This window comes from Tenacibaculum sp. L6 (assembly GCF_028823685.1).
Lineage (GTDB): Bacteria > Bacteroidota > Bacteroidia > Flavobacteriales > Flavobacteriaceae > Polaribacter.
Map to the genome: position 1 here is coordinate 1 of NZ_JAPEHZ010000005.1, position 21797 is coordinate 21797.

At 33.7% G+C, this 21797-nt stretch carries 21 protein-coding genes and 1 pseudogene; 9 read left to right on the forward strand and 13 right to left on the reverse strand.

Annotated features, from left to right (window positions below; all coding sequences use genetic code 11):
- The 8 genes from OU788_RS01820 to OU788_RS01855 form a co-directional block, all read right to left on the reverse strand.
- Positions 1-480, reverse strand: a 480-nt coding sequence (locus OU788_RS01820; protein WP_274633583.1) for a hypothetical protein, incomplete at its 3' end; no start/stop codon positions are given.
- A gap of 444 nt (positions 481-924) precedes the next feature.
- A complete protein-coding gene (locus OU788_RS01825; protein WP_274633584.1) occupies positions 925-1353 on the reverse strand; it encodes an META domain-containing protein in 429 nt (142 codons plus the stop codon).
- 11 nt (positions 1354-1364) lie between these two features.
- The gene (locus OU788_RS01830; protein WP_274633585.1) at positions 1365-2363 is read right to left on the reverse strand and encodes a PliI family lysozyme inhibitor of I-type lysozyme; all 999 of its coding nucleotides are present in this window, start codon (positions 2361-2363) and stop codon (positions 1365-1367) included.
- 290 nt (positions 2364-2653) lie between these two features.
- A complete protein-coding gene (locus OU788_RS01835; RefSeq protein WP_274633586.1) occupies positions 2654-4462 on the reverse strand; it encodes an acyl-CoA dehydrogenase family protein in 1809 nt (602 codons plus the stop codon).
- Positions 4463-4496: 34 nt separating this feature from the next.
- A complete protein-coding gene (locus OU788_RS01840) occupies positions 4497-4853 on the reverse strand; it encodes a four helix bundle protein (RefSeq protein ID WP_073184577.1) in 357 nt (118 codons plus the stop codon).
- Positions 4854-4886: 33 nt separating this feature from the next.
- Entirely contained in the window at positions 4887-6077 is a 1191-nt protein-coding gene (locus OU788_RS01845; protein ID WP_274633587.1) for an acetyl-CoA C-acyltransferase, read from the reverse strand.
- A 4-nt stretch (positions 6078-6081) separates the two neighbouring features.
- Positions 6082-8487 (reverse strand): 3-hydroxyacyl-CoA dehydrogenase/enoyl-CoA hydratase family protein, encoded by a 2406-nt coding sequence (locus tag OU788_RS01850; RefSeq protein WP_274633588.1) that lies wholly within the window; start codon positions 8485-8487, stop codon positions 6082-6084.
- Between the two features lie 18 nt (positions 8488-8505).
- Complete coding sequence (locus tag OU788_RS01855) at positions 8506-8967, reverse strand: MarR family winged helix-turn-helix transcriptional regulator (RefSeq protein ID WP_274633589.1); 462 nt, start codon at positions 8965-8967, stop codon at positions 8506-8508.
- A 190-nt stretch (positions 8968-9157) separates the two neighbouring features.
- Between OU788_RS01855 and OU788_RS01860 the strand changes: the two genes are divergently transcribed.
- The 5 genes from OU788_RS01860 (at position 9158) to OU788_RS01880 (ending at position 13798) form a co-directional block, all read left to right on the forward strand.
- Positions 9158-10087, forward strand: coding sequence for an ABC transporter ATP-binding protein (locus OU788_RS01860; RefSeq protein ID WP_274633590.1), 930 nt, complete (start codon positions 9158-9160; stop codon positions 10085-10087).
- A gap of 3 nt (positions 10088-10090) precedes the next feature.
- Positions 10091-11413 carry an ABC transporter permease gene (locus OU788_RS01865; protein ID WP_274633591.1) on the forward strand — a complete coding sequence of 441 codons (1323 nt, stop codon included), beginning with the start codon at positions 10091-10093 and terminating at the stop codon, positions 11411-11413.
- Positions 11414-11511: 98 nt separating this feature from the next.
- Positions 11512-12444 carry a mechanosensitive ion channel family protein gene (locus OU788_RS01870; RefSeq protein ID WP_274633592.1) on the forward strand — a complete coding sequence of 311 codons (933 nt, stop codon included), beginning with the start codon at positions 11512-11514 and terminating at the stop codon, positions 12442-12444.
- Positions 12445-12466: 22 nt separating this feature from the next.
- On the forward strand, positions 12467-12592 hold the full coding sequence (locus OU788_RS01875; protein WP_274633593.1) for a hypothetical protein: 126 nt from the start codon (positions 12467-12469) through the stop codon (positions 12590-12592).
- A gap of 42 nt (positions 12593-12634) precedes the next feature.
- Positions 12635-13798, forward strand: coding sequence for a sigma-54-dependent transcriptional regulator (locus OU788_RS01880; RefSeq protein WP_274633594.1), 1164 nt, complete (start codon positions 12635-12637; stop codon positions 13796-13798).
- A 73-nt stretch (positions 13799-13871) separates the two neighbouring features.
- On the opposite strand, the gene katG is transcribed toward OU788_RS01880, so the two are convergent.
- On the reverse strand, positions 13872-16064 hold the full coding sequence (gene katG, locus OU788_RS01885; RefSeq protein WP_274633595.1) for a catalase/peroxidase HPI: 2193 nt from the start codon (positions 16062-16064) through the stop codon (positions 13872-13874).
- A gap of 296 nt (positions 16065-16360) precedes the next feature.
- Here katG and OU788_RS01890 point away from each other — a divergent pair, with 296 nt between their 5' ends.
- From OU788_RS01890 to OU788_RS01900, 3 genes are all read left to right on the forward strand, one after another.
- Positions 16361-16999, forward strand: coding sequence for a peroxiredoxin (locus OU788_RS01890; RefSeq protein WP_274633596.1), 639 nt, complete (start codon positions 16361-16363; stop codon positions 16997-16999).
- Between the two features lie 89 nt (positions 17000-17088).
- The gene (locus tag OU788_RS01895) at positions 17089-17397 is read left to right on the forward strand and encodes a thioredoxin family protein (RefSeq protein ID WP_028892838.1); all 309 of its coding nucleotides are present in this window, start codon (positions 17089-17091) and stop codon (positions 17395-17397) included.
- A 2-nt stretch (positions 17398-17399) separates the two neighbouring features.
- Entirely contained in the window at positions 17400-17657 is a 258-nt protein-coding gene (locus OU788_RS01900) for a DUF6952 family protein (protein WP_028892839.1), read from the forward strand.
- A 52-nt stretch (positions 17658-17709) separates the two neighbouring features.
- Here the strand turns inward: OU788_RS01900 and OU788_RS01905 are convergent, their stop codons facing one another.
- The gene (locus OU788_RS01905) at positions 17710-18603 is read right to left on the reverse strand and encodes a LysR substrate-binding domain-containing protein (protein ID WP_274633597.1); all 894 of its coding nucleotides are present in this window, start codon (positions 18601-18603) and stop codon (positions 17710-17712) included.
- Between the two features lie 110 nt (positions 18604-18713).
- Between OU788_RS01905 and OU788_RS01910 the strand changes: the two genes are divergently transcribed.
- On the forward strand, positions 18714-19337 hold the full coding sequence (locus OU788_RS01910) for a LysE family translocator (protein ID WP_274633598.1): 624 nt from the start codon (positions 18714-18716) through the stop codon (positions 19335-19337).
- A 331-nt stretch (positions 19338-19668) separates the two neighbouring features.
- Here the strand turns inward: OU788_RS01910 and OU788_RS01915 are convergent, their stop codons facing one another.
- From OU788_RS01915 to OU788_RS01925, 3 genes and pseudogenes are all read right to left on the reverse strand, one after another.
- Positions 19669-19827, reverse strand: a complete 159-nt coding sequence (locus OU788_RS01915) for a hypothetical protein (protein ID WP_274633599.1) — start codon at positions 19825-19827, stop codon at positions 19669-19671.
- A gap of 1 nt (position 19828) precedes the next feature.
- Positions 19829-20284 carry a YciI family protein gene (locus tag OU788_RS01920; protein ID WP_274633600.1) on the reverse strand — a complete coding sequence of 152 codons (456 nt, stop codon included), beginning with the start codon at positions 20282-20284 and terminating at the stop codon, positions 19829-19831.
- 20 nt (positions 20285-20304) lie between these two features.
- Positions 20305-21758 (reverse strand): annotated as a pseudogene (locus tag OU788_RS01925) (sodium:solute symporter).
- Between the last annotated feature and the right edge of the window lie 39 nt (positions 21759-21797).

A 21797-nucleotide genomic window follows, 5' to 3' on the forward strand; every position in this document is an offset into this window, starting at 1 on the left:
AGACGTAACTTCTTTTCTGAAATTAGCAGCAACCAAAATAAGTCTTTGAGAATTAAGTCCTTGATTAAGTACAATTTCAGATAATTCTCGACCATCAAAAAAATCGGATAGTTTTTCAGTAGCTATTGCCGAAGTTCCTAAAAAGTCTTGATAGATTTTTATAATATCTTGTTTGGTCAAACTAGCACAATATGATGCGTATTTTATTGCTTGCCAAGTAACGTCTTTTCCAGAATCGTCTAATTTATTCTCAATAATGACAACATTTCCTAATTTATCCAAAGCTAATAAATCAAGTCTTTCGTTAGTTTCACTAAAACCACTAAATTCTTTTTGGATGATTAACAATTCTTCTCCCAATGAAGAAGGGTTGTTTGCAATCCATTCTTGTAAATGGTCTCTTTCTCTAAATTTTAGTTCAGCGAATGTTCTTTGCTTTAATTTAGAAATTCTATTTTGTTCTTTGTTTATTAAATACATTTCGATTTTTTTGTCAAATGTGTGCTAACTAGTTTATATACGTAATAAAATTACTTATATATTCCTTTTACGGTAAGATATGCGGAACTTTTAGCAATTTTATTAACACTTTCAAATATAAAGAAATAAGATAAAAAAGTGCAACTTTTTTATCGGGACTACAAACGAAGCCTAATCGGTTGTCTTCCTTCTTCAGTAATAGGAGCAACTTTAAACAAGTTGACACATTTTATTGAATACTCCCATAACACGGGTCGCTGATATTACGGAATGTTTTCTGCTTTTACATTTGTATAGATACAACCCAACATTCTCTGTATACTTATTAGCGAACGTTGCCTTTGGTAGTTAAAAATAAACCTCATACTAACAAACCAAAAAAGGATTTATAGTATGAGGTTTCTCCTAAGTTATTAATTCGTTTAAAGTAACAATTATCGTGAATTATTCTTCGGTAGTTACTTTTTTAAAGCGCATCATGGTTACATCGTCCATTAATAAGTTTAGTTTTCCGTCTTCGTCAAAACTATACTTGTTTATTTTTTTAATGGTTTTTAAAAACTCTTGTTCTCCTTGTCCGCAGTACATCATAGTTGTTGGTCCTGGTTCTCCAAAAGAAATCGCATTTTCTTCTCCTAACGTAAATTCAGCAGCATAACCGTTACAACCGTTATTTCCAGTAGCTTTCTTTGTTTCTTTATTAAACGTAAGTTGTGGCTTTTTATCAGGAAACAATCCTTCAAAAGCAATTCTAGGTCCAGAGATGTATTCTAGTTCCCAAGTGGTTCCGTATAATTGTTCGCTATTGTCTTTTTTTGTACAAGAGACTGTGATTAATAAAATTACTGCGAATACAAATGATAGTTTTTTCATAATATGTAAGTTTAGTTATTAGTGTTAAATTCAGTTGAGTTTTTTACTACAAATTTTCTAGAGGCTTCTCCATCAAACAATTTGTAAGTAATTTGTCTGGTGCCACCTGTTGGGTTGGCATTGCTATCACCTTCTTTATAAATAGGAAAACGTTGTGATAGGGTAGTTTCAATAATGGTAAATTCATCGTGCCCCATATATCCCTTACTTAATTCTTTGTTATCGGTAATAGGAGGGAAGTATATTTGACTCATCGATTTTTTATTGTTTACTGAAAATCCTATTACATTTCCGTAGCTTCCACTTCCGTCAGATTTTGTGTACATTAATACTTCAGGAGAACCATCAGAGTTTAAATCTTCAATTTCTGCATCAACAACACTACCATCAATAGTTTGAGTAACGGCTGAATTATCTATTTCTAATCCGTACGGAGTAACCGTTAATTCAGTTTCCATTCCATTTTTTTGAGTAGAAATACTAAAGCTAATTCCTTGTAAGGTTACATTTTTTCTAAAAATGGTTTTGTCTATCTGTGTTTGGTCTAAATCACCTTCAATTTTCTGATACGAACCCGCAAGACTACCTCCTCCAGAACAATAAAAGTTTAAGATGTTGCTATCAGATTCGTTTTGAGTAGTGATGGAAATTTGATTGTCTTTAAAAGAAAATAGGATTGTTTTCCCTTCGGCAGTAGCTGTAAAGGTACTGTCATTTACTTTTTTTGCAAGTGCTTCAAAAGTACAGGTAGGTTTCTTTTTGTCAGCACGCGAACGAACAGCAATTTTTAATTGCTCGTCTTTAGCAGCTTTTACAGCAACCGAAACCCAATCGTAGCCTTCATCTCTTTTCTCGTATTCGGAAGAAACATAGTTTCCTGTAACACTAAGAGTCGTAGTTACAGCTTCTTGAGTAGTTTCTTGCGTGTCTGTTTTTTTTGTTTCGTTTTTACAGCTTACTAGGGCTAAAAAAGCCATTCCTAATAAGGCTGAAGTGTTTAGTTTTATCATGTTTTTCAATTTTTCAGAGGAATTTGTTTCAATAAATATACCATTAAGGATATGAAAAAAGGTTTTAAGAAAATATTAAGAGAGTTTGATTTTAGATGATTAGATGGTTGGATTGTTAGATCTCTAGAAAGAAATTTCATCAAAAAAAAGACCGCCAAAACCTAATTTGACGATCTTTTAAACAAACAACTAAATTCTAAAACCTATAATAGTTGAAGAAATTTTTTTATTCAAGTTAGTTTGCTGATAATGTGCACTAACTATGAATTATATCTAATCTTTTCAGAGGATTAGAAGCAGTATTTATTTTCTGCTTTTAATTTTTCTGCGATTGTATTACGTAATTCAACTACGTTAGGGTAGTTTGCATACTTTGTAAAACGCTTAAGTCCCATTAACATCATACGTTGCTCATCACCTTCAGCGAAAGAAATAATTCCTTCTCTTGCACTTTTGGTAATAATTTCAACAGCATTGTATAAGTATAACTTAGCCATTGCAATCTGTTCTTTTTGAGCATCTTCACCAAAACGCTTCGCGTTCTTTTCTGTTCTTAAAATTCCAGATTCTGCCATGTATATTTCAATTAAAATATTTGAAGCAGCAGTTAATAACTGTTGGTGTTGCTCTAACTCTGGTCCAAATTTTTGTAAAGCAGCTCCTGCAACCATTAAGAATACTTTCTTAAGTTTAGCAAGAATTTCTTTTTCTTCTGAGAATAATTCAGAATAATCTGGAGTATCGAAAGAAGGAATTCCCATTAATTCGTTTTGAACAGCCATTGCAGGGTTTAATAAATCTACATGACCTTTCATGGCTTTTTTAACTAACATTCCTACCGATAATAAACGGTTAATTTCGTTAGTTCCTTCGTAGATACGAGCAATACGAGCATCTCTCCAAGCAGACTCCATTGGAGTTTCTTCAGAGAATCCCATACCTCCGTAAATTTGGATTCCTTCATCAGCACAGTTTTGTACGTCTTCAGAAACCGCTACTTTTAAGATAGAACATTCAATAGCGTATTCTTCAACACCTTTTAATTCTGCTTCTTGATGCGTGTTTCCTTCAGATTCACGAATAGCGATTCTGTCTTCAATATTTTTAGCAGCTCTGTATGATGCAGACTCACCAACATAAGCGTTAGTAGCCATTTCAGCTAATTTCATTTTAATAGCTCCAAACTCAGCAATAGGAGTTTTAAATTGCTTACGCTCGTTAGCATAGTTTACAGCATGAGTTACAATTCTTCTTTGAGAATCTAAACAAGCTGCTGCTAATTTAATACGACCAACGTTTAGAGCGTTCATTGCAATTTTGAATCCACCACCACGTACAGATAACATGTTTTCAACAGGAATTAAGGTATCGTTGAAAAATACCTGACGAGTAGAAGAGGCACGAATACCTAATTTGTGTTCTTCTTCTCCTAAAGTTACTCCGTTAGGGTTGTTTTTATCATATTCTAAGATAAAACCAGTAATGTTTTTATCGTCTTCAATACGAGCAAAAACGATGAAGATTTCAGCAAAACCTGCATTCGAAATCCACATTTTTTGTCCGTTAATTTTGTAATGCTTTCCGTCTTCAGTTAATTCAGCAGTAGTTTTACCTGAGTTCGCGTCAGATCCTGCTCCTGGTTCTGTTAAACAGTAAGCTCCGAATTTTTCACCCATTGCTAATGCAGGAACGTATTTTTGCTTTTGCTCTTCAGTACCGTATAAAGTAATTGGCATAGTACCAATACCTGTGTGTGCTCCAAAAGCAGTACTAAAAGACCCTGTTCCACTAGATATGTAATCACATGTTAACATTGTAGAAACGAATCCCATTCCTAATCCACCATATGATTCAGGAACTGCTACACCTAAGAATCCTAATTCACCAGCTTTACGCATAGTTTCTTCGGTAAGTGCATAGTCTTTCTTTTCAAAACGTTCTTTATGAGGAATGATTTCGCGGTCGTTAAATTCTTTAACCGCATCACGCATCATTGTTTGCTCTTCTGAAAAATCTTCAGGAGTAAATATATCTTCGCATTTTGTTTCTTTTACTAAGAACTGCCCTCCGCGTAAAAGATCTTTAGTTAATTCTGACATAGTATATTAGATTTTAAGATTCAAGAGCCAAGAGTCAAGACTTATTCAGACCAGATTGGAAACTTGAAATCATTTTTTGTATTGACTTAATTTTTTGTTCTAATTCTTTAAACTTTTCTTCAGATAGGTAGCTTTCATTAAAAGCAATAATTAATTGTGTTTCCCATTCAAATGAAGAACCTAAGCTATCTTCTAAATATTTATTAAAATGTTTGTTAGTGCTTTTACTTGAACCCTCAGCTATGTTAGAAGGAATAGAAACAGCACATCTATTCATCTGAGAAACCAAGCCAAACTTTTCAAAGTCTGGAAAGGTTCTAGTTAATTTATAAGAATCAGAAACTAAATTCATGCTTTCAGTCCAAATTTTTAATTTTTTGAAATTGTGCATCGTCTTGTTTCTTGATTCTAATAGTCTTGTTTCTTAATTTAGGAATTCAAAAATACCAGCAGCACCTTGACCAGTACCTACACACATGGTTACCATTCCGTATTTGTTATTCATGTTACGCTTACGCATTTCATCAAATAACTGAACAGATAGTTTACCACCAGTACATCCTAATGGGTGACCTAAAGCAATTGCTCCACCATTTACGTTAATGATATCCGGATTTAAATCTAATTCGCGAATAACAGCTAATGATTGTGAAGCAAACGCTTCGTTTAGCTCAATTAATTCAATATCACTTTGTTGTAAACCTGCTTGTTTTAATGCTTTTGGAATAGCTGCTACTGGACCAATACCCATAATACGAGGTGGTACTCCTGCTGCTGCATAACTTACTAAACGAGCTTCTGGTTGAATACCTAACTCTTTTACCATATCTTCACTCATTACCATTACGAAAGCAGCTCCATCACTAGTTTGCGATGAGTTACCAGCCGTAACAGAACCATTAGCAGCAAATACAGGACGTAATTTTGCTAAGGCTTCTACTGTTGTTCCACGACGTGGACCTTCGTCTTTAGTAACGATGTAATTTCTTGTAGCGCGTTTTCCGTTTCCATCAATGTAAGTTTCTTCTACATCAATTGGAGCTATTTGGTCTTGGAAACGGTCACTATCTAAAGCTTTTAAAGCTTTCATGTGCGACTCGTATGCAAATTTATCTTGGTCTTCACGAGATACATTGAATTGTTGCGCAACTGCTTCTGCAGTATTACCCATTCCCCAATAATAATCTTCGTGACCAGCATTTACGATATCGTAGTTTAATTCTGGTTTAAAACCTGTCATTGGTACAGAACTCATACTTTCTGCTCCACCAGCAATAATACACTCTGCCATTCCAGATTGAATTTTTGCTACTGCCATACCAATAGTTTCTAATCCTGATGAACAGAAACGGTTTACGGTAACTCCAGGTACATCTACAGAATCTAATCCGATTAATGAAATGATTCTTGCCATGTTTAATCCTTGAGAACCTTCTGGCATAGCATTACCAACAATAACATCGTCGATACGCTTTACGTCGAATTCAGGCAGTTGAGTCATCATATATTTGATGGTCTCAGCAGCTAATTCATCAGCTCTTTTAAATCTGAACACACCTTTTTTAGATTTCCCTACGGCGGTTCTATATCCTTTTACTATATATGCTGTTTTCATTGTTTTAGTTTCTTAATGGTTTACCAGTTTTTAGCATGTGCTGAATACGCTCTAACGTTTTACGTTCTGTAGTTAAACTTAAGAAAGCTTCACGTTCAAGGTCTAATAAATACTGCTCAGTAACTTTAGTAGGTTCTGATAAATCTCCACCAGCCATTACATAGGCTAGTTTGTTTGCAATTTTCTGATCGTGTTCAGAAATATATTTAGAAGCTTCCATAGAGTCTGTTCCTACTAAGAACATACCTAAGGCTTGCTTACCTAATACTAAAACATCTTTACGTTTTGCTGGTTGTGTATAACCTGCTTCTGCTAATAACACAGCATGTTTTTTAGCTTCTGCAATTTGACGGTCTTTGTTTACAACCACAACATCTTTTCCTTTTTGTAGTAGGTTTAAGTCGTATGCTTCATAAGCTGAAGTTGCCACTTTAGCCATACCAATAGTTAAGAAGTGCTCTTGTAATACGTTTAATTGAACATCACCAGTGTGGAATAAGTCTTGCGCTCTTAACGCCATTTCTTTAGATCCACCACCACCAGGAATTACTCCAACTCCAAACTCTACTAATCCGATGTAGGTTTCAGCAGCAGCTACAACTTTATCGGCATGTAATGATAATTCACATCCACCACCTAATGCCATTCCGTGAGGAGCAGCAATCGTAGGAATTGCAGAGTAACGCATACGCATCATGGTATCTTGGAAATACTTGATAGCCATGTTTAATTCATCGTACTCTTGCTCAACAGCCATCATAAAAATCATTCCGATGTTGGCACCTACTGAGAAGTTTGCAGCTTGGTTACCAATTACTAATCCTTGGAAGTCTTTTTCAGCTAAATCAACTGCTTTGTTTAATCCAGCTAAAACATCACCACCAATGGTGTTCATTTTAGATTGGAATTCACAGTTTAAGATTCCGTCTCCTAAATCTTCAATAACAACTCCAGAGTTTTTGAACACTTCGGTAGTTTTACGAATGTTGTCTAAGATAATAAATGAATCTTGTCCTGGCTTTTTAACTTGTGCTTTTGCAGGTACATCGTAGTAATATGTTGCACCGTCTTTAACTGTATAGAAAGATTTTTCTCCTTTAGCTACCATTTCAGTAACCCAAGCAGCTGGTTCCGCCCCTTCAGCTTTCATTAATTCGATACCTTTTTCAACTCCTACAGCATCCCAAATTTCGAAAGGACCATTTTCCCATCCGAAACCAGCTTTCATAGCATCGTCAATTCTATATAATTCGTCAGAAATTTCTGGAATTCTATTTTGAACGTATGCAAACATTGCTGCGAAGTTTTTACGGTAGAATTCTCCCGCTTTATCTTTTCCGCTAACTAACACTTTGAATCGGTCAATTGGCTTATCGATTGTTTTTGTTAATTCTAAGGTAGCAAATTTTGCTTTTTTAGACGGACGGTATTCCATCGTGTCTAAATCTAAGGCTAAAATTTCACGCTTTCCTTCAGCATTGGTTGTTTTTTTGTAAAAACCTTGCTTGGTTTTGTTACCTAACCACTTGTTTTCCATCATGGTGTTGATGAAATCTGGCAACTTAAATAAGTCGTGAGCTTCGTCGTTTGGACAGTTTTTGTAGATTCCGTTAGCAACGTGTACTAAAGTATCTAATCCAACAACATCAACAGTACGGAAAGTAGCTGATTTTGGACGTCCAATAACTGGACCTGTTAATTTATCAACTTCTTCAACAGTTAATCCTAATTCTTTTACTTGGTGAAATAACGATTGGATTCCGAAGATACCAATACGGTTACCAATAAAAGCAGGTGTGTCTTTTGCTAATACTGAAGTTTTTCCTAAGAATTTAGAACCGTAATCCATTAAGAAGTCAGTAACTTCTGGCTTACAATCTGGCCCTGGAACAACTTCAAATAATTTTAAATAACGAGGAGGGTTAAAAAAGTGCGTTACCGCAAAGTGCTTACGGAAATCTTCACTACGTCCTTCATTCATAAACTTAATAGGAATACCTGAAGTGTTGGTAGAAATAATAGTACCAGGAGTACGATATTTTTCAACTTGCTCAAAAACACTTTGTTTAATGTCTAAGCGCTCAACAACTACTTCCATAACCCAATCTACATCTTTAATTTTGTGTAAATCGTCTTCAAGGTTTCCAGTAGTAATTCTATCTGCAAATTTTGTATTGTAGATAGGTGATGGTTTTGACTTTAATGAAGCAGTCAAAGCATCATTTACCAAACGGTTACGAACTACTTTGTCTTCTAAGGTTAATCCTTTTGCTTTTTCTTGGTCGTTAAGTTCTCTTGGAACAATGTCTAATAATAAGACCTCAACGCCAATGTTAGCAAAATGACATGCAATACCAGATCCCATGATACCAGAACCGATAATTGCTACTTTTTTAATTCTTCTTGCCATTTGTTTATTGGTTTGTTTTTATACAGCTTGATTGTCAATATCCTCTTCGTATATCAACTTATCTGTAATTAGTTTGTTTATTGTTGTTGTTACTTTAAAGAAGGTTTCTAACTCTTCTTCAGTAATATGCTCTCTTACTTTATTGTTAAATTCGTACACATGTCCCTTAGAAACTTCACGCATTTCCTTACCATATTTAGTAAGTTTTAAAATAACACTTCTTCCGTCATTAGGATTCTTTTCGCGACATATAGCTCCTTTGTCTTCCATGGTTTTTAACAAGCGAGAAAGACTTGTAGGCTCCATTCCCATTAAAGGACCTAAAGCTGTAGAAGGAGTACCATTTTCATAATCTATATTCAACAAAGCAAAAGCTGTAGCCATGGTGCTATCGTGCTTGGCAGCTTGCTCATTATACATTTTTGCAACGGCTTGCCAAGTGGCTCTTAATTGGTGATCTATCGATTTATCTTTATCCATCGATGCCAAATATATAAAAATTTATTATGCATGCATAGTATTTAGCAAAAAAATTATGCATGCATAATAAAATTAACATAAAATTAATCTTGTAACGTTTACAGCGAAGTAGATACTAATTGAGTATAAAAATATGTAAGTTTGTCACTGCTGTTTTTTAACAAGCGGCAATTAATCAACTATTGAGTCTATGAATAATTTATTAGAAATAAATAATGTGGTAAAACGTTACGGCGATTATACTGCATTAAATAATGTGTCTATGCACATACCTAAAGGAAGCGTTTTTGGCTTGTTGGGTCCTAACGGAGCTGGAAAAACTTCTTTAATTAGAATCATCAATCAAATTACAATGCCAGATAGTGGTGAGGTAATTTTAGATGGAGAAAAGTTAGCACCACATCATATTGAATATATAGGATACTTACCAGAAGAACGTGGTTTGTATAAAAGTATGAAGGTAGGAGAGCAGGCGTTGTATTTGGCACAGTTAAAAGGATTGAGTAAAGCCGAAGCTAAAAAACGCCTTAAATATTGGTTTGATAAGTTTGATATTGGCGCATGGTGGAATAAAAAGATTGAAGAACTTTCTAAAGGGATGGCACAGAAGGTACAGTTTATAGTAACGGTATTACATCAGCCTAAATTATTAATTTTTGATGAGCCTTTTTCAGGATTCGATCCTATTAATGCACAATTAATAGCAAAAGAAATTTTACAATTGCGTGATGAAGGTGCTACCATCATTTTTTCTACCCACAGAATGGAATCTGTTGAGGAAATGTGCGATTATATAGCGTTGATTAATAAATCAAACAAAATTTTAGACGGTAAGCTAGAGGATATTAAAAAGGAATTTAGAACAAATACTTTTCAAGTAGGATTAACAACTTCAAATTCGAGAGAAGTTGAGAGTAAATTAAAACAAAACTTTGAAGTATTACCAGCAGATTTCAAATTATTGAATGATGGTTTAAAATTAAACGTGAAGCTTTCTAATGGAAGTTCACCAAACGATTTGCTATCGTATTTAACTACTCAAGGACAAGTACAGCATTTTGTCGAGTTAGTACCAAGTGCCAATGATATTTTTATTCAAGCAATACATAAAAACAGTTAAGCTATGAAAAGATTACGATTAATTATAGAACGTGAATTTATTGCTAAGGTTAGAAATAAATCATTTATCGTCATGACTTTCTTAAGTCCTTTGTTAATGATTGGTATGGGGGCGTTGGTATTTTTCTTAATGAAAAAGAATGATGAGAAGGTTAAGAAGATAGTTTATGTAGATGAGTCAGGAAAGTTTTCTAAAGATGTATTTGTAGATTCTAAAACGGTAAAGTATCAAGATTTTACGGCGTTAGGTATTGAAGATTCAAAAAAGAAAGTTGAAGAAGGTGATTATTACGGAGCTTTATATATTCCGAAGCAAGATAGTTTAGAGGTATTGGCAAAATCGATTGAGTTCTTCTCAAAAGATTCACCAAGTATGTCTATTATGGAAAGTTTGGAGGATAAGATAGACAAAGTGTTACGTCATGAAAAGCTAACCAGTTTCGGTATTGATTTAGCGCATATAGAAGAGTCAAAAATAGCTTCAGAAATTAAAATGTTGAATTTCTCTGGTGAAAAATCATCAAAACTAATCAACGGATTAAAAATTGGAGTAGGTGCCATAGCAGGATACTTATTAATGATGTTTGTTATGATTTATGGTACTTCGGTAATGCGAAGCGTTATTGAAGAAAAAACAAGTAGAATTATCGAAGTAATTGTTTCTTCAGTAAAACCTTTCCAATTAATGTTAGGGAAGATTATCGGAAATGCCTCAGCAGGGTTATTACAATTCTTTATTTGGGGAATTTTGTTTTTAATATTTAGTCTTGTTGCATCCTCTTTCTTTGGAGTTGATATGATGGATGTGCAATCGGCTAAAGTTTCACCAGAACAAATGGAGGTAATTAAGCAAACAGCAACCGATAAAGGAGAAATGATTGTACAAGAAATTTTCAGATTGCCTTTAGTTAAAATGTTTTTCTTGTTCATCTTCTATTTCTTGGGCGGATATATGTTGTATAGTTCGCTATTCGCAGCTGTTGGTGCAGCTGTAGATAATGAAACAGATACTCAGCAATTTATGATGCCTATTATGTTGCCTTTAATTTTAGCTGTATATGTCGGGTTTGCAACGGTAATTAATGATCCTCACGGACCTGTATCAGTAGTATTTTCATACATTCCATTTACCTCTCCAATCGTTATGTTAATGCGTATTCCATTTGGAGTAGCTTGGTGGGAAATAGCCATTTCTATGTTGTTATTAATTCTTACTTTTATGGTGATTGTGTGGGTAGCTGCTAAGATTTATCGAGTAGGTATTTTAATGTACGGTAAAAAAGCAACCTATAAAGATTTGTGGAAGTGGATTCGTTATAACGGATAATTATTTTTATGAAATAAATTGTAAAGTCATTAGTTTACTATAATCGAAAGAGTTTAATGTAGATTGTATTTAATTAATAAAACAATAAGAACTACTAGATGAAAGAAATTATAAAGGAAATAACCGATTTTTTAAACTACAGAATCCCTGTGGGAGGAAAAGATGTTGAGTTCACGTTAAAAACAATCCTGTTTTTAATTGTAGGCTTACTTTTTGTCAAGTTTTTATTGAAGTATTTAAAAAAGCTGGCAAAAAGCAAGTTAGAACAAGAAGATAAAAATAAGTTTGATACTATTTTCTCTTTTACCAGTTGGTTAGCTTATGTAGTTGTTTTTTCAATAGGCTTAAGTTCAGCAGGAGTTAATTTAAGTGCGGTTTTAGTAGCTTCTTCTGCTTTATTAATTGGTATTGGTTTGGCATTACAAACCTTCTTTCAAGATATTATTTCAGGTATTTTTATTATTCTTGATAAAAGTGTACATGTAGGAGATATTATCGAATTAGACGATAAAGTAGGAAGAGTAGAGGAAATAAAATTAAGAACTACCCGAGCGGTAACTATCGATAATAAAGTGTTGGTAATTCCGAATCATAAGTATTTATCAAATAGTTTATATAACTGGACGCAAAACGGAACCACAACTCGTGAGAGTGTAAAAGTAGGAGTGGCGTATGGTAGTGATGTTGCATTAGTAAAAAAACTATTGTTACAAGCGGCTAACGAACATTCAAAAGTGTATCAACACCCTGCTCCGTTAGTGTTTTTTGAAAATTTTGGAGATAGCTCATTAGATTTTAAGTTGGTTTTTACATTAAACGATAGCTTTCAGGCAGCGATACCAAAGAGTGATATTAGGTTTAGGATTGATGAATTATTTAGAGAGCATAATATAAGTATTCCATTTCCTCAAAGAGATATACATATTGTAGATGCGAAAGGTTTAAAGTTTAATCAAGAATCAAAAGAAAGATTAACTAACGATAAAGCAACTGAGAAAATCGAAGAAAAATCAAAAGGAAAGTCTCAATAAAATACTTGGCTTACTTTTTGAATTGCAAACACAAATGGTTCTTTCTTGTTATAAAGAACATATTGATAAAACAACATTAATAGATTTAGAAGACGAAATAGAAGAGTTACAAAAAATGATTTCAGGATTTAAGAACTCATTAGGTTAGTCTTTTCTCTTTTGTCTAACATCTAAAAATCTAAAAAAGAATATGGCTAAAATATTAATAATAGAAGATGAAGCTGCAATCCGCAGAGTGTTAAAAAAAATCATTTCTGAAGAGAATGATTCCTATGAAGTAGAAGAAGCAGAAGATGGATTAGCAGGAATTGAAATGATAAAAAACACAGATTACGATTTAGTGCTGTGTGATATAAAAATGCCAAAAATGGATGGTGTTGAGGTATTAGAAAAGGCAAGAAAGATTAAACCAGAAACACCAATGGTGATGATATCTGGTCACGGAGATCTTGATACAGCAGTTAATACAATGCGTTTAGGAGCCTTTGATTATATTTCGAAACCGCCAGATTTAAATCGTTTGTTAAACACAGTTCGTAATGCATTGGATAAAAAAGAACTAGTAGTTGAAAACAAGCGTTTAAAAAAGAAGGTAAGCAAAAACTACGAAATGATTGGTGAAAGTGAGGCTATTACTCATATTAAAGATATGATAGAAAAAGTTTCAGCTACCGATGCTCGTGTGTTAATTACAGGGCCTAACGGAACAGGAAAAGAGTTAGTAGCGCATTGGCTGCATGAAAAGTCTGATCGTTCTAAAGCACCAATGATTGAGGTAAACTGTGCAGCTATTCCTTCAGAATTAATAGAAAGTGAACTATTCGGACATGTAAAAGGTAGTTTTACAGGGGCTAATAAAGATAGAGCAGGAAAGTTTGAGGCAGCAAATGGAGGAACTATTTTCTTAGATGAAATAGGAGATATGAGCTTATCTGCACAAGCAAAAGTATTACGCGCATTACAAGAAAATCGCATTCAGCGTGTAGGTTCTGATAAGGATATTAAAGTGAACGTACGTGTCGTGGCTGCTACGAATAAAGATTTAAAAAAGGAAATTGAAGAAGGACGTTTTCGTGAAGATTTATATCATCGTTTAGCCGTTATTTTAATAAAAGTACCTGCGTTGAACGATAGGCGAGAAGATATTCCGTTACTGGTAGATTTCTTTGCCAAAAAGATTTCTGAAGAACAAGGAATGCCTAAAAAAGCATTTGCTGATGACGCAATTAAACAATTACAAGAATACGATTGGACAGGAAACATTCGAGAGCTCCGAAATGTGGTAGAGCGCTTACTTATTTTAGGCGAAAAAGAAGTGTCTAAAAATGATGTGAAACTATTTGCGAGCAAGTAATACATCTAACCATAAATAACAAAAAAGAAGAGCACATAGCTCTTCTTTTTTTATGATTATTAGTCATGTTAAACTATGATGCTACATCATATCTGTCGGCATTCATTACTTTTGTCCAAGCAGCTACGAAATCTTTTGCAAATTTTTCTTTGTTATCATCTTGTGCGTATACTTCTGCATACGAACGTAAAATTGAATTGGATCCAAATATCAAATCAACTCTGGTTGCTGTCCATTTAGTATTTCCAGATTTACGCTCAACAATATTATATAGGTTTTCTCCTACAGGCTTCCAAGAATATGCCATATCTGTTAAGTTTACAAAGAAATCATTACTTAAAACGCCTTCGTTATCAGTAAATACTCCATGTTTAGTACCTCCATGATTGGTTCCTAAAACACGCATTCCACCAATTAAAGCAGTCATTTCAGGGGCAGTTAAGCCCATAAGTTGTGTTCTGTCTAATAATAATTCTTCTGGTTTTACTACGTAATCTTTCTTTTGCCAGTTTCTATAGCCATCGTGTAAAGGTTCTAGCACATCAAAAGATTCTACATCGGTCATTTCAGCAGTTGCGTCACCTCTTCCAGGAGTAAAAGGAACTTTAATATCGAAACCACCTTCTTTAGCGGCTTTCTCTATGGCAGCGCTTCCTCCTAAAACAATTAAATCAGCGATACTTACTTTTTTGCTTAATCCTGATTGAATTTCAGTTAGTTTATCAAGCACTTTTTTTAATCTTGTAGGTTCGTTTCCTTCCCAATCTTTTTGAGGAGCTAAACGAATACGAGCACCATTAGCACCACCTCTAAAATCGGAACCTCTGTAAGTTCTAGCACTATCCCAAGCAGTGTTAATTAATTCTGTACGAGTAAGTCCGCTATTTAATAACTTGTCCTTTAGTTCTTCAATTTCTGTAGTACTTAAAGTGTAATCAACAGTTGGAACTGGATCTTGCCAAATTAATGTTTCGGTAGGAGAGTCAGCTCCCAAATAACGAGTATTTGGACCTAAATCACGGTGGGTAAGTTTAAACCAAGCTCTAGCGAAAGCGTCTTCAAAAGCTGCTGGGTCGTTGTAGAACTTCTCCGATATTTTTCTGTATTCAGGATCCATTTTCATCGCCATATCTGCATCAGTCATAATTGGGTTTCTTTTGATGTTCGGATTGTGAGCATCTACAGGTTTATCTGCCTCATCAATATTAACAGGTTCCCATTGCCAAGCACCAGCAGGACTTTTTGTTAATTCCCAATCATGATTTAACAACAAATGAAAGTAGGTGTGATTCCATTTGTCAGGAGTAGTTGTCCAAGCTCCTTCTATACCACTAGTTACGGTATCAGCTGCATTTCCGTTTCCTTTAGGGTTCATCCATCCAAAACCTTGATCTTGAATTTCTGCTCCTTCAGGACTTTGACCTAATGCTCCTGCATCACCGTTACCATGTGCTTTTCCAACGGTGTGTCCACCAGCAGTTAAAGCAACGGTTTCTTCATCGTTCATAGCCATACGCTTAAAAGTTACTCGAACATCATGTGCAGTTTTTAACGGGTCAGGTTTGCCATCAACACCTTCAGGGTTTACATAAATTAATCCCATCATAACAGCTGCTAAAGGATTTTCTAAATCTCGCTCACCAGAATAGCGCGTGCCTTTACTTCCCGTAGGAGCTAACCATTCTTTTTCTGACCCCCAATAAATATCTTTTTCAGGATGCCAAATATCTTCACGCCCTCCAGCAAAACCAAAAGTTTTGAATCCCATAGATTCGTAAGCCATATTTCCTGCTAAAATAATAAGGTCAGCCCACGATAGTTTATTTCCATATTTCTTTTTGATAGGCCATAATAAGCGTCGTGCTTTATCTAGGTTTCCATTATCAGGCCAACTGTTTAAAGGAGCGAAACGCTGGTTTCCGGTGTTACTACCACCTCTTCCGTCTGCAACTCTATAAGTACCTGCAGCGTGCCACGCCATGCGAATCATTAATCCACCATAAGTTCCCCAATCGGCAGGCCACCAATCTTGACTATCGGTCATAAGCGTTTTTAAATCATTTTTTACAGCTTCAAGGTCTAGTTTTTTAAATTCTTCAGCATAATTAAAATCTTCTCCTAGAGGATTCGTTTTAGTGTCATGCTGACTGAGAATGTCTAAATTCAAAGATTTAGGCCACCATTCCATAACGTTATCATGGGTTTCGGTATTAGCGCCTTGTGAGAATGGACATTTACCAGAAGCGTGTGAGTTTGCATCTTTCATGTTATCAATTTTATAGGTTAGAATACCATCAAATTTACGATAAAACCTTGAATAATTTTTATCTATATTTTTTATTTCAAAATAATAATTTTTTATTATTTTGTTTTTTTAACATATAACTTTTTGATAGTTGGGTTTGTATTTGTTTTGTTTATTTGGTTTTTTAAAATGTATTGATAATCTTTATAGTTGAATAAGAAAATATTTTTGCTTTTAGGCTGTAGATCGTAAGAAAGGAAATAAATTTGCCCCAGATAAAAAGAACATATTTATTATTAACCTTTAAAAAATATAAAATGGCTACAGTAGGAAAAAAATTTCCAAGTTTAAGCGTAGATGCAATGAACGAAATGGGTGATACGTTTAAGTTAAATGTATTAGAAGAAGCAGTAAAAAACAACAAGAAAGTATTATTATTCTGGTATCCAAAAGACTTTACTTTTGTTTGTCCAACAGAATTACACGCTTTTCAAGCTGCTTTATCAGAATTTGAAAAAAGAAACACAATTGTAATTGGTGCGTCATGTGATACTCCTGAAGTACACTTTGCTTGGTTAAACCAATCTAAAGCTAACGGAGGAATCGAAGGAGTTACTTATCCATTATTAGCTGATAGTAACCGTAACTTATCATCTATCTTAGGAATTTTAGATATTACTAATGAAACGTATGATGAAGCTACAGGAACTGTACAAGTAGAAGGAGATAACGTAACATACAGAGCTACGTATTTAATTGATGAAGAAGGAACTGTATTCCACGAAGGAATTAACCACATGCCAGTTGGTCGTAACGTAAATGAGTACTTACGTTTAATCGATGCTTACACTCACGTGCAAGAAAAAGGTGAGGTTTGTCCTGCAAACTGGGAAGAAGGTAAAGAAGCTATGCAAGCAAACGCTAAAGCTACAGCAGAGTACTTAGCGGCAAACTAATATAACATTAAGAGAGGGAATAAGTTCGTGTGAGATAGGTGAAGGGGTCGAGCACGAGCTCCTTTCGAAATAAAATAATTTTTAAGACTATGGTACAAGAATTAAGTCAAGATAATTTATCAGAAGTTGTTGCAGGTAATAAAAAAGTAGTGGTACAATATTCTGCTACTTGGTGCGGTAACTGCCGTATTATGAAACCAAAATTTAAGAAGTTAGCTTCTGAAAATGAAGACGTGGTTTTTATTATTGCAGATGCAGAACAGTTTCCTGAAAGTAGAAAACTTGCTGATGTAAGCAACTTACCAACATTTGCAACATTTGTAGATGGTAAGTTTGTAAACCAAACGCAAACGAACAAGTTTGAAGTGTTAAAAGATTTAGTAAACGAAGTAGCTTAATTATGAAATTACCAGTAATTAAACATTTAACTTCTTTTATTGAAGAAAATGACCAAGATTACGTACTAGAAACTATTGAAACTCTAGAAGCTTTAACAGAAGTTCCTTCTTTAAAAGACGAAGAGTTAGATGTGATAGGGGAATTAATCTCTAACATGTACGGAGCAATTGAAGTTGATAAAATGATTAAAGACGGAACACCTAAAAAAGAAGCGTTAAATAACTTTATGAAGCGTGTTTTAGGTTCGATTGACCAATAGTTTTACTACGAAAGAAAATATAAATCCCGAGCAATATGCTCGGGATTTTGTTTTATATAAATTGCTGATTGTATCTTTTACCAAGATTCGTAGCATATTCAATAACATTTTTTACAATCTTTCTATCGTCGTTTTTACGCCAGTTGATAAATAATTCTGTTTTTTCAGGAAGCGTGATAAAACGAACATGTGAGTTTAATGAAAATTGAAAAGAATAAGGCAAAATTGAAATTCCTAACTCTCTAGAAATTAAGTTTAAGATCATACTTCCAAAATCAGATTCAATATGAGCTTGTGGTTCAAAACCATAAGTGTTAAAAATACTACGAAGTAACGACGAAAAATAAGTAGTATGATGTAAGCCAGAAAGAATAAACTTTTCATCTTTTACATCTCTTAAATCTACAAAATCCTCAGCGGTTAACCAGTGGTTTTTTGGAACAACAAGGCAAACAGGTTCAGCATACAATCTTTCAGAACAAATAGAAGAGTTTAAAACAGTGTTTCTGCTAAAAGCAACATCTATTTGATAGCTTGTCAGTAAGTTTTCAAGGGTAATGTCAGTAGGTTCCATAAGTTCAACCTTTAAGTCAGGTTTTTCTTCGGAAAATATCTTGAGTAACTCTGGTAAGTAGTTGTAAGAAATAGACCCAGGATAGGCAATACTAATAAGCCCAGAAGAACCTTCTTCAATTTTTTTTGCATGTTGAAGTGTACGGTCAAACTCATCTAATAAATCTTCCCATTTTTTCTTAAGAAAAACACCAGCATCGGTCAATTTTACGTTTCTTTTATCGCGTTCAAATAAGGTAACGCCTAATTCTTCTTCTAACGATTGAATTTGTCTACTTAATGATGATTGTGAGACATATACCTTTTCTGCGGTTTTCCAAAAATGTAACTCTTCAGCGAGTACTAAAAAATATCGAATTTGTTGTAAAGTCATTTTAATGCGGTTTTTGCATTAATCGTTCAAAAATAAGTATTTTTTAATAAACAGAACTGCCGTTGCTTTGCACAAAAAAACATTGATATTCATTTTTAAAATTAAAGGAAATGGGAATTGAGAACTTTATAGCATTTTTTACAGCAACCATTCTTTTTGTATTAACACCAGGAATGGAAACGATTTTTTTAATTAACAAATCGATAAGTCAGGGGAGGAAATCAGGAGTTTATACTGCTTTTGGTTTAAATACGGGGGCTTTAGTGCATACCTTGTTCGGAGCATTAGGCTTGTCAATCATTGTAGCAAAGTCAGCAATATTTTTTGCATTGATAAAATATTTAGGAGCTGCCTATTTAATTTATTTAGGAGTGATGAAAGTGTTATCAAAGAAAGATTTGATAGGAAATGACGTTGAGGAGCAAAAGAAAAATTCAGCAAAAAATGATTTTAAATCAGGGTTTATAACGAATATATTAAATCCGAAAGTTGCATTATTCTTTATCGCATTTTTTCCACAGTTCATCAGTCCTGATCATATAGAAAATCCAGTTCCGTTCATTTTTATGGGAATTTCTTATGCACTTATGACTACCGTTTGGTATTTATTTTTAACTTCTTTTGCAGGAGCATTTTCAAAAAAGGTAAAAGAAAATCAAAATATCGGGATTCGAATGAACAAGATTTCAGGAGTAGTTTTTGTTTTAATGGGATTGCAAATAGCGTTTATGTAAAAGTTAAAAACCGGTGAGATTTAAATCTTACCGGTTTAAATTTGGTTAAAAAGTTTATTTTTTTTGAGTGTAGCTAAGCTCTGGTCGCATTTTTCCTGAAATTTCAGAGTAATTAGAAAGTAAACTATATAAATCGTCAAATTTAAGTTTGAAATCGTTACCTAATAAGTTTCTGTTTTCTTCACTTTTTTGAGCATAATCCAATCTATTTTTGCAGATATAACCACAACAAAACGGTCTCCTACTTTACCAAAACCACTTTCATAAACGCGATAGTGCATTTTAGATTTTTTAGCAACGAAAAGATCTTTAATCTCTTTAATTTTTTTGTTTATTCTTCGTTTTTTTCTTCATTCGCCTTTTTAATAATTGCTTTTAAACGTTCTTTAGTGCGTTGTTTTTCTAGGCGAAGTTTATTCTCCTTTTGTTTCATTAAGCGAGTGTGTTTCGCTTTGTTAACGGTATTTTTAGCTTTTCCTTTTTTAGGCATTTTAAGGATTGATTTTCCAGATTTTATCTGCGGTTTTTAAATATTCAGACAAAGCAGCTGAACCATACCAGCTGTATAAATCTACCGCTAAATATTTTTCAGCAATAGCAGGATCTGTTTTTATTAGTTCTTGAGCTTCTTCTAAGGTTTTTACATTAAAAATAAAAAGACCTCGATAAGTGTTTTCATTCTTGCCAAAAGGTCCAGCAACAATAAGTTTATTTTCTTTAGCTAACCTATTAATATTGTCTAAATGTCCCCTAAAAGCTTTACTTTTTAGTTCTTTATCAGTAGAGGTATTAGTGCCTGTTTTTAAGACAGCAAATACATAACTTTTCATTCCGTAGTCGTCTGCACCCAATTCTTTTGCAAGTTTTGCATCATAGTTAGGATTGTTTTTTTGAGCATGTATTGTGATAGACAATAAGGCTACTATGAGTATAAAAAAAGACTTCATATTGTGTAAGATTTTGTGAATTATAAAATTACACGTTTTTTATGAATTGCTAATAAACCTAAGAAAGTTAAGGCTCCGTTTAAGATTAACACAAAGAAACCAAAGTCAAATCCCATTTTTTCTTTGCTGTAAAAACTAATTACATACGTTAAAACAGGAGCAATTAAACAAATAATTGGAACTAATTTGTCTTTTACATTTAGTTTGGTAAATAATCCGAAGGCATATAATCCTAATAGTGGACCATAGGTATAGCCTGCAAATTGGAATATTTTAGCAATTACACTTTCATCAGCAATAAAATATTTAAAAATTAAAATAGTAGCCACTAAAATGAAGGAAAATAATATGTGGATTTTCTTTCGTGTTTTTTCTTTTTCTTGCTCATTATCTTTTTTGTCGATTTCTAAAATATCGATACTAAAAGAAGTAGTTAGTGAAGTTAAAGCACTATCAGCACTAGAGTATGCCGCGGCAATCAATCCTAATAAAAAGAATAGGGCTGTGGCTATTCCTAAATCACCACTCATAGCTATTGTTGGAAATAGTTCATCTTTATGTGCGTTTATTTCATTAGCAGAAGCATAATCGGTTAACAATACACCTAGAGCTAAGAAGAAAAAGTTTACAATTACTAATACGATAGTAAACCAAAACATGTTTTTTTGAGCATCTTTCAAGTTACGACAGGTTAAGTTTTTTTGCATCATATCTTGATCTAATCCCGTCATTACTATAGAAATGAAAGCTCCTGAAAAGAATTGTTTCCAAAAGTAATTTCCTGCCTTTACATCGTCAAAAAAGAAGGTTTTTGATAGATCATTGTTAGCAACATACGAAAATAGATTGTCGATTTGCATTTCATCTTTTATCATCACAATACATACACCAACAGCAATCAGCATGAATAAAGTTTGTAAGGTGTCTGTCCATACAATAGTTTTTATTCCTCCTTTAAACGTATATAACCAAATTAATAAAATAGTAATGGTAACGGTAATCCAAAACGGAACTCCATAGGCATCAAACAAAATTAATTGTAACACGTTGGCAACTAAAAATAATCGAAAGGAAGCTCCAATCGTTCTAGAAAGTAAGAAAAAAGAAGCAAAGAAGCTCCTGTTTTATAAGAATATCTACCGAAACGACCTTCTAAGTAGGTGTAAATAGAAGTCAGATTTAATCTGTAGTAAAGTGGGAGTAGTACTAAACCAATCACGGCATATCCTAATACATACCCAAGTACCATTTGCATATAGCTCATTTTATCACCTTCAATCCATCCAGGAACAGAGATGAAAGTAACTCCTGAAAGCGAAGCACCAATCATACCAAAGGCAACTAAATACCAAGGAGATGAGTTGTTTGCTTTAAAAAATGTTTGGTTGTTTGCAGATTTTCCAGTGATGTATGAAATAAGGATTAATACACCAAAATAAGCTAAAATAAGGAGGAGTATATGTAGTGGTTGCATGTAGTTAAATTATGAATTACGAATGTACTAAAATTATCA

What these genes read in the sequence shown, in the direction of transcription:
- OU788_RS01825 (WP_274633584.1), bottom strand. Translation starts at nt 1,353, where the DNA reads ATGAAAAAACTATCATTTGTATTCGCAGTAATTTTATTAATCACAGTC.
- OU788_RS01830 (WP_274633585.1), bottom strand. Translation starts at nt 2,363, where the DNA reads ATGATAAAACTAAACACTTCAGCCTTATTAGGAATGGCTTTTTTAGCC.
- OU788_RS01835 (WP_274633586.1), bottom strand. Translation starts at nt 4,462, where the DNA reads ATGTCAGAATTAACTAAAGATCTTTTACGCGGAGGGCAGTTCTTAGTA.
- OU788_RS01840 (WP_073184577.1), bottom strand. Translation starts at nt 4,853, where the DNA reads ATGCACAATTTCAAAAAATTAAAAATTTGGACTGAAAGCATGAATTTA.
- OU788_RS01845 (WP_274633587.1), bottom strand. Translation starts at nt 6,077, where the DNA reads ATGAAAACAGCATATATAGTAAAAGGATATAGAACCGCCGTAGGGAAA.
- OU788_RS01850 (WP_274633588.1), bottom strand. Translation starts at nt 8,487, where the DNA reads ATGGCAAGAAGAATTAAAAAAGTAGCAATTATCGGTTCTGGTATCATG.
- OU788_RS01855 (WP_274633589.1), bottom strand. Translation starts at nt 8,967, where the DNA reads ATGGATAAAGATAAATCGATAGATCACCAATTAAGAGCCACTTGGCAA.
- OU788_RS01860 (WP_274633590.1), top strand. Translation starts at nt 9,158, where the DNA reads ATGAATAATTTATTAGAAATAAATAATGTGGTAAAACGTTACGGCGAT.
- OU788_RS01865 (WP_274633591.1), top strand. Translation starts at nt 10,091, where the DNA reads ATGAAAAGATTACGATTAATTATAGAACGTGAATTTATTGCTAAGGTT.
- OU788_RS01870 (WP_274633592.1), top strand. Translation starts at nt 11,512, where the DNA reads ATGAAAGAAATTATAAAGGAAATAACCGATTTTTTAAACTACAGAATC.
- OU788_RS01880 (WP_274633594.1), top strand. Translation starts at nt 12,635, where the DNA reads ATGGCTAAAATATTAATAATAGAAGATGAAGCTGCAATCCGCAGAGTG.
- katG (WP_274633595.1), bottom strand. Translation starts at nt 16,064, where the DNA reads ATGAAAGATGCAAACTCACACGCTTCTGGTAAATGTCCATTCTCACAA.
- OU788_RS01890 (WP_274633596.1), top strand. Translation starts at nt 16,361, where the DNA reads ATGGCTACAGTAGGAAAAAAATTTCCAAGTTTAAGCGTAGATGCAATG.
- OU788_RS01895 (WP_028892838.1), top strand. Translation starts at nt 17,089, where the DNA reads ATGGTACAAGAATTAAGTCAAGATAATTTATCAGAAGTTGTTGCAGGT.
- OU788_RS01900 (WP_028892839.1), top strand. Translation starts at nt 17,400, where the DNA reads ATGAAATTACCAGTAATTAAACATTTAACTTCTTTTATTGAAGAAAAT.
- OU788_RS01905 (WP_274633597.1), bottom strand. Translation starts at nt 18,603, where the DNA reads ATGACTTTACAACAAATTCGATATTTTTTAGTACTCGCTGAAGAGTTA.
- OU788_RS01910 (WP_274633598.1), top strand. Translation starts at nt 18,714, where the DNA reads ATGGGAATTGAGAACTTTATAGCATTTTTTACAGCAACCATTCTTTTT.
- OU788_RS01915 (WP_274633599.1), bottom strand. Translation starts at nt 19,827, where the DNA reads ATGCCTAAAAAAGGAAAAGCTAAAAATACCGTTAACAAAGCGAAACAC.
- OU788_RS01920 (WP_274633600.1), bottom strand. Translation starts at nt 20,284, where the DNA reads ATGAAGTCTTTTTTTATACTCATAGTAGCCTTATTGTCTATCACAATA.